Source organism: Poseidonibacter lekithochrous (assembly GCF_013283835.1).
In the GTDB taxonomy this organism is placed as follows: Bacteria; Campylobacterota; Campylobacteria; order Campylobacterales; family Arcobacteraceae; genus Poseidonibacter; species Poseidonibacter lekithochrous.
The window spans coordinates 2,598,931-2,611,778 of the sequence record NZ_CP054052.1 but is presented as its reverse complement, the minus strand read 5'-3'; the positions used below and the strand labels follow the sequence as shown (position 1 = coordinate 2,611,778).

At 27.9% G+C, this 12,848-nt stretch carries 15 protein-coding genes; 8 read left to right on the top strand and 7 right to left on the bottom strand.

What is annotated here, in order from left to right:
- Nucleotide 1: 1 nt before the first annotated feature.
- The 4 genes from ALEK_RS12380 to ALEK_RS12365 are packed head-to-tail and all read right to left on the bottom strand — an operon-like array spanning nucleotide 2 to nucleotide 2,874.
- The gene (locus tag ALEK_RS12380; protein WP_071627795.1) at nucleotides 2–571 is read right to left on the bottom strand and encodes a 2-oxoacid:acceptor oxidoreductase family protein; all 570 of its coding nucleotides are present in this window, start codon (nucleotides 569–571) and stop codon (nucleotides 2–4) included.
- 9 nt (nucleotides 572–580) lie between these two features.
- The gene (locus ALEK_RS12375) at nucleotides 581–1,414 is read right to left on the bottom strand and encodes a 2-oxoglutarate ferredoxin oxidoreductase subunit beta (RefSeq protein WP_071627794.1); all 834 of its coding nucleotides are present in this window, start codon (nucleotides 1,412–1,414) and stop codon (nucleotides 581–583) included.
- A 2-nt stretch (nucleotides 1,415–1,416) separates the two neighbouring features.
- Nucleotides 1,417–2,547, bottom strand: coding sequence for a 2-oxoglutarate synthase subunit alpha (locus tag ALEK_RS12370; RefSeq protein WP_071627793.1), 1,131 nt, complete (start codon nucleotides 2,545–2,547; stop codon nucleotides 1,417–1,419).
- Nucleotides 2,548–2,556: 9 nt separating this feature from the next.
- The gene (locus tag ALEK_RS12365; RefSeq protein ID WP_071627792.1) at nucleotides 2,557–2,874 is read right to left on the bottom strand and encodes a 4Fe-4S dicluster domain-containing protein; all 318 of its coding nucleotides are present in this window, start codon (nucleotides 2,872–2,874) and stop codon (nucleotides 2,557–2,559) included.
- A 354-nt stretch (nucleotides 2,875–3,228) separates the two neighbouring features.
- On the opposite strand from ALEK_RS12365, the gene ALEK_RS12360 reads away from it, so the two are divergent.
- The 5 genes from ALEK_RS12360 (at nucleotide 3,229) to ALEK_RS12340 (ending at nucleotide 8,410) form a co-directional block, all read left to right on the top strand.
- A complete protein-coding gene (locus ALEK_RS12360; RefSeq protein WP_071627791.1) occupies nucleotides 3,229–3,951 on the top strand; it encodes a tRNA1(Val) (adenine(37)-N6)-methyltransferase in 723 nt (240 codons plus the stop codon).
- Nucleotides 3,935–4,318 (top strand): YkgJ family cysteine cluster protein, encoded by a 384-nt coding sequence (locus tag ALEK_RS12355; protein WP_071627790.1) that lies wholly within the window; start codon nucleotides 3,935–3,937, stop codon nucleotides 4,316–4,318. Before ALEK_RS12360 ends, ALEK_RS12355 begins: the two co-directional genes overlap by 17 nt.
- Entirely contained in the window at nucleotides 4,294–5,616 is a 1,323-nt protein-coding gene (locus ALEK_RS12350) for a tetratricopeptide repeat protein (RefSeq protein WP_071627789.1), read from the top strand. The genes ALEK_RS12355 and ALEK_RS12350 overlap by 25 nt, the downstream gene beginning before the upstream one ends.
- Entirely contained in the window at nucleotides 5,613–6,404 is a 792-nt protein-coding gene (trpC, locus tag ALEK_RS12345; protein ID WP_071627788.1) for an indole-3-glycerol phosphate synthase TrpC, read from the top strand. Before ALEK_RS12350 ends, trpC begins: the two co-directional genes overlap by 4 nt.
- A gap of 179 nt (nucleotides 6,405–6,583) precedes the next feature.
- Nucleotides 6,584–8,410 (top strand): sensor histidine kinase, encoded by a 1,827-nt coding sequence (locus tag ALEK_RS12340; protein WP_083574697.1) that lies wholly within the window; start codon nucleotides 6,584–6,586, stop codon nucleotides 8,408–8,410.
- 2 nt (nucleotides 8,411–8,412) lie between these two features.
- Here ALEK_RS12340 and ALEK_RS12335 read toward each other — a convergent pair whose 3' ends face one another.
- Nucleotides 8,413–9,240, bottom strand: a complete 828-nt coding sequence (locus ALEK_RS12335; protein ID WP_071627786.1) for a LysR family transcriptional regulator — start codon at nucleotides 9,238–9,240, stop codon at nucleotides 8,413–8,415.
- An 86-nt stretch (nucleotides 9,241–9,326) separates the two neighbouring features.
- Here ALEK_RS12335 and ALEK_RS12330 point away from each other — a divergent pair, with 86 nt between their 5' ends.
- The 3 genes from ALEK_RS12330 to ALEK_RS12320 are packed head-to-tail and all read left to right on the top strand — an operon-like array spanning nucleotide 9,327 to nucleotide 11,063.
- Nucleotides 9,327–10,517 (top strand): YbfB/YjiJ family MFS transporter, encoded by a 1,191-nt coding sequence (locus ALEK_RS12330; RefSeq protein ID WP_071627785.1) that lies wholly within the window; start codon nucleotides 9,327–9,329, stop codon nucleotides 10,515–10,517.
- Complete coding sequence (locus ALEK_RS12325; RefSeq protein WP_071627784.1) at nucleotides 10,518–10,841, top strand: antibiotic biosynthesis monooxygenase family protein; 324 nt, start codon at nucleotides 10,518–10,520, stop codon at nucleotides 10,839–10,841.
- Nucleotides 10,842–11,063, top strand: coding sequence for a tautomerase family protein (locus ALEK_RS12320; RefSeq protein ID WP_071627783.1), 222 nt, complete (start codon nucleotides 10,842–10,844; stop codon nucleotides 11,061–11,063).
- Nucleotides 11,064–11,081: 18 nt separating this feature from the next.
- Here the strand turns inward: ALEK_RS12320 and ALEK_RS12315 are convergent, their stop codons facing one another.
- Together ALEK_RS12315 and rseP are read right to left on the bottom strand one after the other, a co-directional pair.
- Nucleotides 11,082–11,762 (bottom strand): YggS family pyridoxal phosphate-dependent enzyme, encoded by a 681-nt coding sequence (locus ALEK_RS12315; protein ID WP_071627782.1) that lies wholly within the window; start codon nucleotides 11,760–11,762, stop codon nucleotides 11,082–11,084.
- Between the two features lie 17 nt (nucleotides 11,763–11,779).
- Nucleotides 11,780–12,838, bottom strand: coding sequence for an RIP metalloprotease RseP (rseP, locus tag ALEK_RS12310; RefSeq protein WP_071627781.1), 1,059 nt, complete (start codon nucleotides 12,836–12,838; stop codon nucleotides 11,780–11,782).
- Between the last annotated feature and the right edge of the window lie 10 nt (nucleotides 12,839–12,848).

The following is a 12,848-nucleotide window of genomic DNA, read 5'->3' as shown; positions in this document are numbered from 1 at the left end:
ATTATGCGTTTTTAGCCGCTTGTGCTTCAGCTGCATACTTAAGACCTAAGTCAAAAGCTTTATTATTTAGTTCATGTACTTTTGCAGGTACTTTAGAAAGCATTGTTTCTCTAAGTACTTCATTTGCTACTGTTTCACCAGTAAAGTAGTTAGCCATAGCAAGTGCTAGTACTGATTGAGTAATAACATTTCCTACTTCTTCTTTTGCAATAGTAATAATTGGAATCTCAATGATATTCCATCTTTTTTTATCTTCTTCAGTTGGAGTAACTAAGTTAGGCTCAACTACAATAGTTGCACCTTCTCTTACACCATGTTTGAATTGATTATAAGAAACTTGAGCAACAGATAACATGAAATCAATTTCACCATCATTTGCATAAGGGTATAAGATTTCTTCATCTTGTAATGTAATATCAACAACAGTTGCTCCACCTCTTACTTGAGATGTATATGTTGCAGTTTTTAAACCGTAACCACCATTGTTAATCTTTGCTGCTGCAAAAATAGAACCTGCTAGAAGAACACCTTGTCCACCAACACCTGTGAATCTCATTAATGTTTTAGCCATGATGTCTCCTTAAAATTGAACCATAGTATTTGTTCTGTTAGCTTCTTTAACTTTGTCATAAGCTAAACAATACTCTTGAGCATCTTTGTCATGTTTTAAGATACCAGTAGGGAATAATCCAGTTTTCTCTTCTGCTTCAAGTTTATCAAACTTAGCTTTACCAATAGAGATAGATTTAATCCATTCTAAGTTAGCCATAGCTGTTGCCATTTTGTTTTTTCTACCTAAGTTAACGTGACAGTTTGAGAATACTTCTACGAATGAGAATCCAACGTGATCGAATGCTTTTACAAGTACTCTTTCAAGTTTTTTAGGATCAAGCATAGTTTCTCTTGCAACAAATGATGCTCCAGCTGCTTCAACTAATTTACAAGCATCGAAAGTAGGATCAATATTACCTTTACTCATTGTAACTGTCCACATACCTTGAGGAGTAGTTGGAGAAGTTTGTGAGTTAGTTAATCCATAGATGAAGTTATTGATAATAATATAAGTTAAATCAATATTTCTTCTTGATGCGTGAATTGTATGGTTACCACCAATTGCAAGACCATCACCATCTCCACCAACAACGATTACTTTTTTCTCTGGATTTGCTAACTTAATACCAGTAGCATAAGCTAATGTTCTACCATGAGTAGTGTGAACTGTATTACAGTTGATGTAAGAAGAAAATCTTCCTGAACAACCAATACCAGAAACAACACAAACATCGTCCATGTTCCAACCAGTTTTTTCAATAGCTCTAATTACAGATTTTAAAATAACTCCGTCACCACATCCCCAACACCATAGTGTTGGCATTTTATCAGTTCTTAAATATTCATCATAATTAAATGCCATGATTACATTCCTTTCACTTTTTCAATAATCTCTAATGGAGATAATGGTCTACCGTTTACTTTGAATAAAGTATCGAAGTCTGATCTTCCAGAAACTCTTTGTACTTCATCAGCAAATTGACCCATATTTAACTCAGTAACAAGTACTTTGTCAAATTTTTTCATTAATTCGTTAATTCTATTTGCAGGCGATGGCCAAATAGTTTTAGGTCTGAACATACCAACTTTGATACCTTCTTTTCTCATTCTATTAATAGCTTCAGTTACACCTAATGAAACAGAACCATAAGCAATAATCATAATGTCAGCATCTTCTAACATATATTCTTCATTTAATTCTAATTCATCCATATGTGCATCAACTTTATTGAATAATCTTTTCATTAAAGCATCACAAGTATCTGCATCTTCAGTTGGGTGACCTGTTGGTCCATGATGTAAACCAGTGAAGTGGTATCTATACCCTTCAAACATTGGATTTAATACAGCAGGTTGATCATCTTCGCAATCGTAAGGTTTGTAATCTTTTTTATCACCTTCAAATTTCTTTCTAGAAATTTTTTCAGCTTGAACAGTCTCTAAATCAGGAATAGTTGCTTTTCCACTCATGTGACCAATAGTTTCGTCTAATAATACGAATACTGGTTGCATAAATCTATCAGCTAAGTTAAATGCTCTAGCTACTTCAGTATAACATTCATTTAAGTTACCTGGAACTAAAGTGATTGATTTAACATCACCGTGAGTTGGGTTTTTCGCTTGTAATAAGTCACCTTGAGCAACTCTTGTAGGTAAACCAGTTGATGGACCACCTCTCATTACATTGATAACAACTAATGGAATCTCTGAAATATATCCAACACCTAAGTTTTCAGCTTTTAAAGATATACCAGGACCTGAAGTCGCTGTTAATGCTCTTTTTCCAGACATAGCAGCACCAAGTGCTGTACAGATTCCTGAAATTTCATCTTCCATTTGGATACATGCGTGTCCTCTAGCTGGTAATGCTGTTGATAATACATGCATTACTTCACTTGAAGGAGTAATAGGATATCCACCAAAAAACTCAAGATCAGAGTCTAATGCAGCTTTTGCTGCTAATTCATTACCTGTTGATATTAATTCTCTTGCCATTAATTCTCCTTAAGCCTCTAATTCTCTATAATTATTTTTAATAACAGCTTCTTTTCTATCTTTTGCTTCATCTGTTAATTTAGCAAATTTAAATTCTTTTCTGTCTGCAACATAAATTGCGAAATCAGGACATGCTAATTCACAATCAGTACAGCCAATACATGAATCAGGATGTACAACTTTAATCATTGAACCTAAAGTTGAAGTAACCTCTTGTCTCATCGCAAGTACGCCAGCTGGACAAACTGAAACACACTTATCACATGCTTTACATCTATCTTCATTCACCCAAACTGGAGTGTTTGCAGGAGCTTCCATATTAGACATAATTTCCCCTTAAATTTTTTGTTATATCAATAGTTGATTTAATTTCAATTATTATGGAAGAATAATAACCTATAAAACATCTAATAAATAAATAAAACTTTGTTTTTAAATGCTTATTTACTCTCTTGTTACATTTTGCTACATCAAAATAAAATAGTGTAATAAAAGTGGCTTCAAACTGTGATATTGCTTAATAAAATAACGTAATTTATTTTCTAAGTAATTGCATATTAGTTTTGTTAATTATCTATTAGTTGTATATTAATTACATTTAGTTTCAAAAAGGAAACTTTATTCTTAACTATCCTATATGTTTATCTTAGATATAATCTCTAAAATTAATAAAGGAATATTTTGGTTTTATATCAACCAATGGATGGTTATTGTTATAATAGTGATACACACTTTCTATATAACTTTGTAGTAGAGAATTTAATTAAATTTAAAAATATAAAAGGTGAGCTTCTAGATATTGGAAGTGGAAGTGGAATACTTGGTTTATTGGTTGCTAGAGAATATGATAAGTTAAATCTAAATCAATGTGAGCTACAAAATGAATTTCAATTTTTTTCTACTAAAAATGCACAAACAAATAAAATAAATTCCAATCTTTATAAAGGGTCTTACCTAAACATGGAGTTTGAGAAGAAATTTGATATTTGTGTATCTAATCCTCCTTTTTATCATTCAAATGTAATAAAAAGTGAAAATAAAAATATAAAAGTCGCTAGATACAACGATTCTATGCCATTAGAGGACTTTATCTCTAAAACTGCCTCTATATTAAAAGAAAATGGCAAGTTCTTTTTTTGTTACGATGTGAAACAAATTAATGAAATATTACTTTTTCTTAGTAAATATAAATTGAATGTTGAATCAATTCAATTCGTTCATCCTAAAGCTTCTAAGGATGCTACATTAATATTAGTATATGCAAGAAAGAACTCTAAATCATTAACAAAAATCATGAAACCATTATTTGTTTTTGATAATTTAGAATTCACAAATGAAGTTAAAGAGATATATAAAAAATCTTCAACTCACAGTATAAAGGTAGATCTTGAACAATTTAATTAAACAAGAAGGTTATCCTTATGGTTTTGACCCAAGTGGTTGTGAAGCCTGTGGGGGTAACTGCTGTATAGGGGAAAGTGGTTATATTTGGATTAACCCTAAAGAGATTGAATTCTTATCTAAACATTTAAATATTACATTAGATGAAGTAAGAATTAAATTTTTAGAAAAAAAAGGCTATAAATATAGTATAAAAGAGATACAATTAGACGTAAATAACTATGCCTGTACTTTTTTTGATCTAGAAAAAAAACAATGTTCTATTTATGAAGCTAGACCAATACAGTGCAGAACTTTCCCTTTTTGGGAATATTTTAAAGAAAATGTAAATGAGGTATATAAAGAGTGCCCAGCTATAAAAAATATTTAATCGCAGCTAGTTTATTATTTTCCTTAACGGGATGTAGTAATGAAGTTGTTAATTTAAATGCACAAACAGCAACTATACAAGAGAAATACTTTCAAGTAAAAACAAAAAAATTTTTACCTGAGAATCAATATATTATGTTTGCACTTGAATATGAATATCAAAGATATTTTAAAAATGCAAGAGAATTGTATTTGAAATTATTTGAAGAAACAAACAAATATGAGTATTTATTAAAATATCTTGCTTTATCATTTCAATTAAGTGATTTTAAAAAAGTGATTTCCACTACAGATAAATATTATATTGAAAATATAAAACAAGAAGAAGAATTATTAAGATTGTATTCATTGTCTTTATTTAAATTGAAAGAGTTTGATAAGTCTATTGTTTGGGCTAAAAAGCTTTTATCTAAATTTGAAACAGATACAAATCTTGAATTATTAGGTACTTTTTATTTACAATCAAAAGATTTCACAAAAGCATTAGATTATTTTAAAAGAGCTTTTGCTTTAAATAATTCTGCTAATACTTTATTAACTCTTACAAATATTCAATATTACTATACAAGTGATAAAGATAATTCAAAAGAGTCATTAGAAAACTATATTTCGCAGAATGGATATATCTATAATTTATGTATTCAATTATTGTCTTTTTATGAACAAGAAAAAGATAGAAATAAAATACTTGATTTATTAAATAAAATGTATGAAAACTATAAATATAAAAATAATAAAGAAATATTAGAGAGAACAAGAGGTTTACTAGTAAGGTATATTTCTCAAAAGAATTTAAATGAAGCTATTATTTTTTTAGAAACAGAAAATATCAAAGATAATTTATTATTAGCTTTATATAGAACTGTTAATGATACTAAAAAAGCATATGAACTATTAAACTATTTATATTTAAAAACTAATAACTTGGACTATCTTGCACAAATTGCAATTTTAGAGTTTGAATTAGCTAGTGATAAAAAAATAGTAATACCTGAAGTAATTGCGAAATTTGATAAGGCTTTAGGTGGTGGAATTAATAAAGCTATGTACCAGAATTATTTAGCTTATTTATTAATTGATTATAATATTGATATTAAACGAGGTCTTGATTTAGTTGCAAAGGCTTTAAAACAAGAACCAAAAAACTTAGCTTATCTAGATACTCTTGCTTGGGGAGAATATAAGTCAAAAAATTGTAAAAAAGCTTATGATTTAATGAAAGATATTGTGCATGAAGCTGGACTAGAAGATAACGAAATAAAACAACATTGGGATAAAATTAAGGAGTGTACTAAGTGATTTTAGATGAAATTAATGAACGAACGAGAGCGGATTTAGAGAAAAGAAAAAAAGATTTACCATTGGATTTATTAGGAAGAAGCCTTTCTTCTAATCCATTTACACCAAGAGATGTTAAACCGTATTTAACTGCTACAAAAGAAGAACCTATTAGAATAATTTCTGAGGTTAAGAAAGCTAGTCCTTCTAAAGGTATTATAAAAGAAGACTTTGATCCTATTGCAATTGCTCAAGCATATAGTAATAGTGGAGCTAATGCTATTTCTGTTTTAACAGAACCACATTACTTCCAAGGTAATTTAGAATACTTAACTGCTATTAGAAGATATGTACCAACACCATTATTAAGAAAAGACTTTATTGTTGATAAGTATCAAATTGTTGAAGCTTTAGTATATGGAGCTGACTTTATTTTATTAATTGCAAAATCTTTAGGAACTAAAGAACTAAAAGAATTATATGAATATGCTTTACACGTTGGATTAGAAGTATTAGTAGAAATTCATGATAAAGAAGATTTAACTAAAGCAATGAAATGTGGAGCTAATATTATTGGTATTAATCACAGAAATCTAGATACATTTGAAATGGATATGGAATTATGTGATAAATTAATTCCAATGATTCCAAATGGAAAAATCATTGTTGCTGAATCTGGAGTTTCAAATACAGAAACTATTAAAAGATTAAGTGGTATTGGTGCTGATGCTTTCTTAATTGGAGAGCATTTTATGAGAGTACCAAGCATAGAAGACGAACTTACAAAATTTAAAAACTCTATGAACTAACAATAAGATAACTTTTATTGAATATTTAATAAAAGTTATCTCTTAATAAAAATAATCTTTTCTATATTTAAATAATAATAAAATATGTATATTTATAACTAAAAACCCTATATTTTAATAGATAATAATACTTACTGTGATAAAATAATAATATCAATAAAATTAACATAGATTAGAAAATGAATAAAATAACGGAACATCAAAAAATATCATCGTACTTTTTCGTTTTTTCTTTAGGTCTTATAATAACATTTGTCTTAGTAGATATGACATTTTTCTCAGACCAATTAGAAAAAACAGCAATGAATAATGCCTTGTCGAAAATTAAAGAAAAAGAAAAGACATTTTCATCTTATTTTAACACTCCAAAAGATATTTTAGAGTCTACTCGTAAATCAAACTATTTTAATAAGTATTTAAATAATCCAAAATTATATAAAAGTGAACTTGATGATATCTTTCTTACAATATCAAGTATAAATAAAAATATTATGCAGTTTAGATTTATTGATAAAAATGGTATTGAAAAAATTAGAATTGATAGAAAGAACAAAGATTTAAAACCTATTATTGTAAATAAAAATGGTTTACAGAATAAATCAAATAGATACTATTTTTCTGACTCAAAAGAAAAAGAGATTGAAAAAGTATGGTATTCAAATATTGATTTAAATATGGAAAAGGGAAAAGTTATAAAACCTTTTATTCCAACACTTCGAGCTATGTTACCAATATCTTTTAATAATGAATTTGCTGGAGTTTTAATCATCAATTATTTTATGGCAGATGCTTTAAATGAGTTAATACATACTTCTTTATATGATATTATTTTATTAAATGAAAAGGGTGACTATTTAGTCCATCATGACAATACAAAAAATTGGTCTTTTTATAATAATGAAGAAAATGCATTAGAAAATGAATTTAATATTTATACAAAATATATACTAAAAGATAATTTGATTCAAAATAAAAAATTTATATCAAAAAGCTTAGATTTTGATACTCCTGAAAAACTCAAAATACTAGTACAGTTTAAAAATGAGTATTTAGTAAAAAATCAAAAAGAGAAATTAAACCAGTACTTGATTGTTTCTTTAATTATTGTTTTATTATCTCTATTAATGAGTATTCTTTTTTCAAAATATCTAAAAAAGCTATTTTTTATTTTAAAAGATACAAAAAAACTAAATGTTGTTTTAGGGCATAAGGTAAGTGAAAAAACAAAAGAGTTGCAAGAACTAAATGAAAATCTTGAACATAAAGTAAAAGAAGAAATTAAAAAAAATAAAGAGAAAGAAGAACAATTATTTGCCCAAGCAAAACTTGCAGCTATGGGGGATATGATTGGTAATATTGCCCACCAATGGAGACAACCATTAAGTCTTATTTCAACAAATGCTTCAGGAATAAAATTAAGACATCAGTTTGGTCAGTATGATTATGAAGAATTGCCTGTTCATATGGATAAAATAGTTGAGAAAACACAATACTTATCTGAAACAATTGATACCTTTAGAAATTTTTTAACAGAAGGAAAAGAGTATAAGGACATTATTTTACAAGATAGTATAAATATGGCACTTGATATTGTTAATTCTTCTTTGCGAGATAATTTTATTGAACTAGAGAACAATATAAATAAACTAAGTCCAATTTGTATTAATACTATTTCAGGAGAGTTATCTGAAGTAATAATTAATGTAATTAATAATGCAAAAGATGTAATAATTGATAAAGAGGTTGATGATGCGTATATCAAAGTAAATCTGATTCACTTAAATAAAAAGATAGTAATTTCAATTGAAGATAATGGAGGTGGAATTCCAGATGATATTATGCCTCGTATCTTTGAACCATACTTTACAACTAAACATAAAACTCAAGGTACAGGGCTTGGCTTACATATGAGTTATAAGATAATTACTGATAGTTTAATGGGAAGAATTTATGCTCAAAATACTGATGATGGAGCAAAATTTTTTATTGAATTACCATTAGATTAGAATTATAATTTATACTCTTCTAAATATTCTCTTATTTTTGGAATACAATCTTTTCTACATACCATACATGTTGGCATATTTGCTAACTCTTTTGGAAGTTCTGTAATTCTTAACTCATTTTCATAATTGAGTTTTTTTACAATACTTAGTGGAAGTAGACTTTTTCCCATTCCTGCTTTTACACAACCTAAGATAGTTTCATAGTTACCAAATTCTAAATTCTTGTGTTCATTATTTGAAATTTGTTTTAGATAGTTTTGACCGAATTCATTATAAGCACAACCATTTTTAAATGATAAAAATACATCAGGGCAAGTCTCTTTTTTAGGTTCTACTAAAACAATTGTTTCTAATACTTTATTTAAAATGATAAGTTCATCACTTTTAGGCTCTCCACTAATAAATGCAATATCAACTTTGTATTCTAATAACTCTTTTGTTATATCTCTTGTTGTATTTGTGATTAATTCTAGATTCATATCTGGGTAATCTTTATGCACTTGCAATAAGAAAGAAACAATTCTTGTAGCTGCATTTGATTCAGTCGAACCTATAATTAAATGTTCTTGTTTATTGATGTTTTTCATATCATATGTAACTTCTTCAATTTTCTTAACTATTTCACATGCTCTAGGATATAATTTTTCACCTTCATTACTTAATATCACACCTTTTGGCACTCTATGAAATAGGGAAAATCCTAAAGATTTTTCAAGTTGTTTTATTCTTGAAGTAACATTTGATTGGGCAAAATTTAACTTATTTGCGGCTTTTGTAATACTTTTTTCTTTTGCAACTTCGACGAATACTTTTAGTAAATTAGAATCCATATCATATTTCCTTATATCATTAATCATGATTTAGTATTTGACATAACATCATTTTTAGTGATATTATAACACAAATTAAAGGAAGGATGAATATGAATACAAAAGTTTTATTAGATAAAAATGCTAATGCTGCAATTATCCTTGCTGGAATTATTTCATTAGTTGTGGGTGTGGGTGTTGCTAGATTTGTATTTACATCATTATTACCTCCCATGTTAGATGATTATTTGAGTGTTAGTTTTGCTGGAGTATTAGCCTCTGTAAACTATATAGGATATTTAGCAGGTTCAATTTTTGCTGTATTTATAAAAGATATAAATACAAAAGTTAAGTTTTTTAGAATTGGTATGTTTTTGTGTATTGTAACAACGCTTATATTAGGTATTAGCACAAATGATATAGTTTGGATGATATCAAGAGTATTGGCAGGATTTGGTGCTGCTATGGCTTTAGTAGTTGGTTCTGCAATTGTTATGAGTAAATTAAATATTGAGAATAAAACAAAAGCAATGGGAATTCATTTCTCGGGAATTGGATTTTCTATTTTAATTAGTGATTTAATAGTAAGAACTGTGTTTTATTTTAATGGTACTTGGCAATTTTCATGGATTGTATTAACTATTTTTGCTTTTATTGTTTCTTTATATTCAATGTATATTTTATCTTTTGATAAGAAGTTACAAAATAGTAGTGTTAAACATACAATTGATAAAAAATTATTTTCACCTTTTGTAATACTATTAATTATTGCATATTTTTGTGAAGGTGTAGGAATGGTTGTTCAAGGTACTTTTTTACCTGATATAATTAATTCTTTAGACGGACTGGAAGGTTTTGGTAGTTTTACTTGGACTTTAGTTGGATTAGCAGGAATTCCTTCTTGTATAATATGGATGTTATTAGCCCATAGATATGGAAGTGTTAATATAATAATGCTTGCAATGTTTATTCAAGTAATAGGAATATTAATTTCAGCACTTACAAATAATGTATATTTAAATCTTTTATCAGGAATATTATATGGTGGAACATTTGTTGGACTAGTTGCATTATTTATGAATTTAGGTGGGAAATTAGCGGGGAGTAATCCTGTATTGTTAATGGGTGCTTTAACAACAGCTTATGGAATAGGGCAAGTATTAGCTCCTTTGTATAGTGTTGCACTAATTGAAGAGTTTAAAAATTATGATTATGTTTTATTTGTTACAGCTTTTATTGTATCAATTGGGATTTTATTATTGATATTTACAAAAGTATTTAAATTAAAAGGAGAATAAATGTTTGCGGTTATATTTGAAGTAGAATTAGAAGAGGGTGGGCAAGAGCAGTATTTAGCAATTGCTGCAAAATTAAAAGAGATATTAGTAACAATGCCTGGATTTATTTCTATTGAGAGATTTGAATCTTTAGTAAATGAAGGTAAATTATTATCCTTATCTTTTTGGGAAAGAAAAGAAGATATAGATAATTGGAAAAAGAATCTTGATCATATGAATGCACAAGCTGCAGGTAGAGCAAAATTATTTAAAGATTATAGAATTAGATTAGCTGAGGTTTATAAAGATTATACAATGGAAACAAGTGAATTCAAGGAGAATTAAATGCCAATAATAAATGTAAAGATGACAGAAGAAGATGGTGGAGCAACATTAGAGCAGAAACAAAAATTACATAAAGGTATGGCAAGATTATTTGATGATATCTTTGGTCGTGGTGGAAAAACAGCTGTAGTTATAATAGAAGAGATTTCTACTGATAATTATTCAGTTGGAGGTAAAACTATTACTGAAGTTAGAAAAGAAGCAAAAGAGCTTTCAAAGTAGATTTATTTAAAGACTAAATTAGTCTTTAAATAAAGTAGAACCAACTCTAATCATATTCGATCCGCATGCAATTGCTAATTCGTAATCAGAACTCATTCCCATAGAACAATATTTAGCTCCAAATGGAACTAATTCATCATAGATTTTTTTAGTAGTTTTAAATGAATCTTTAATAATTTTTTCATCTTCTACATGTGCTCCAATACTCATAACACCTTTTAGTCTTATGTTTGGACATGTATCTAAGATTTCTTTATAAATTGATACTGCTTCTTCTGGATTTACTCCAGTTTTAGAATCTTCATTTGCAGAATTAATTTGAAGTAGAGCATTGATTTTTTTATCTTTTGCTTCTAATTTCTTATTAAATTCCTGTGCTAAATCAAGTGAATCTAGAGATTGAACAAGTGATGGTTTTATATCAATAAGATTATTGATTTTATTTTTTTGTAACCTACCTACAAAATGCCATTCAATTGGTAGTTCATCTAGTTCATCACTTTTTGTTTTTAAATCTTGAACTTTATTTTCACCAAAAGCTCTTTGACCTGCTTCATATAATGTAGCTACGTCATTTACTTCTGAATATTTTGAAATACCAATAATTTTTACAATATGGTGTTCTGATATCTTAAGTCTTGCACCTTCTACTCTTGTGATAATATCATCTAAATTTTTAGTTGCTAATTGTTTATTCATTTTATTGTTTCTCTCTTTTAATCATTTAAAAAAATTCTAGTTATATCATTATAAATACCTAGAAGCATAAGTCCTGCAAGAATCACCCATCCTGCAATTGTTAAAAACATAAATACTTGATCACTAGGTTTTCTTCTTGTAATCATTTCATATATGTTAAACATTATATGCCCACCATCTAATGCTGGGATTGGAAGTAGGTTTAAAACCCCTAAGTTAACTGAGATTAAAGCAGTAATACTTAATAAAGCAATAATACTAGATGCACTAGCATCTGAAACTACTTTACCTATTGTAAGTACTCCTCCAACTTCACTACTTGGAATAACACCTTGAATTAACTTTTGAACACCTTGGAAAATCATTGTAGATGCAAAAATAGTTTTTTCATATGCAAATACTAAGGACTCGCCAAATGATAAATCAAGTTTTATTACTTTTCCTGATGGTGAAATACCAATCATTCTTTTTTTGATTTTCTCTTTAAACATATTTTGAGAATCAGAGATATAAGGATTAATTGTCTTTGCAATATTTTTATTATCTCTTTTAATATAAAATTTTAAAGGTCCTTGAGTATTAGTAATTACTTTTCCAATATCTTCCCATGTTTGAACATTAGTATTGTTTATTTTATAAATTTCATCATTTTTGATTAAACCTGCTTTTTTAGCAGGCGAGTTTTCAACAACTGTACCAATACTTGGAGCTAATGCACTAGCACCTAATATAGCAATAACAAAATATAAGATTGCAGCTAATATAAAGTTAGCAAAAGGACCTGCAAATAAAATTACAATTCTTTGCCATGGACTTTTTGTATTATATGAATCATCACCATCTTCTTCATTGATAGGTTTTGTATCATCTTGACCTTTCATTTTTACATAACCACCAAGAGGTATTAATGCAAATTGCCAAGTTGTACCTTTCCATTCTTTAGAGAAAAGTTGTTTTCCAAAACCAATTGAAAAAACATGAACTTTAACACCAAAATAACGTGCAGCTAAAAAGTGTCCTAGTTCATGAAAAAATACTAAAAAAGATAGTACAAGTATAAAAGTAATAGTACCCAAAAAAAACTCC

Excerpts from the sequence above, each read along its gene's own strand:
- ALEK_RS12370 (WP_071627793.1), bottom strand. The coding sequence starts at position 2,547 with ATGGCAAGAGAATTAATATCAACAGGTAATGAATTAGCAGCAAAAGCT.
- ALEK_RS12315 (WP_071627782.1), bottom strand. The coding sequence starts at position 11,762 with ATGAATAAACAATTAGCAACTAAAAATTTAGATGATATTATCACAAGA.
- ALEK_RS12380 (WP_071627795.1), bottom strand. The coding sequence starts at position 571 with ATGGCTAAAACATTAATGAGATTCACAGGTGTTGGTGGACAAGGTGTT.
- ALEK_RS12335 (WP_071627786.1), bottom strand. The coding sequence starts at position 9,240 with ATGGATTCTAATTTACTAAAAGTATTCGTCGAAGTTGCAAAAGAAAAA.
- ALEK_RS12365 (WP_071627792.1), bottom strand. The coding sequence starts at position 2,874 with ATGTCTAATATGGAAGCTCCTGCAAACACTCCAGTTTGGGTGAATGAA.
- ALEK_RS12325 (WP_071627784.1), top strand. The coding sequence starts at position 10,518 with ATGTTTGCGGTTATATTTGAAGTAGAATTAGAAGAGGGTGGGCAAGAG.
- ALEK_RS12375 (WP_071627794.1), bottom strand. The coding sequence starts at position 1,414 with ATGGCATTTAATTATGATGAATATTTAAGAACTGATAAAATGCCAACA.
- ALEK_RS12330 (WP_071627785.1), top strand. The coding sequence starts at position 9,327 with ATGAATATGAATACAAAAGTTTTATTAGATAAAAATGCTAATGCTGCA.
- ALEK_RS12340 (WP_083574697.1), top strand. The coding sequence starts at position 6,584 with ATGAATAAAATAACGGAACATCAAAAAATATCATCGTACTTTTTCGTT.
- ALEK_RS12320 (WP_071627783.1), top strand. The coding sequence starts at position 10,842 with ATGCCAATAATAAATGTAAAGATGACAGAAGAAGATGGTGGAGCAACA.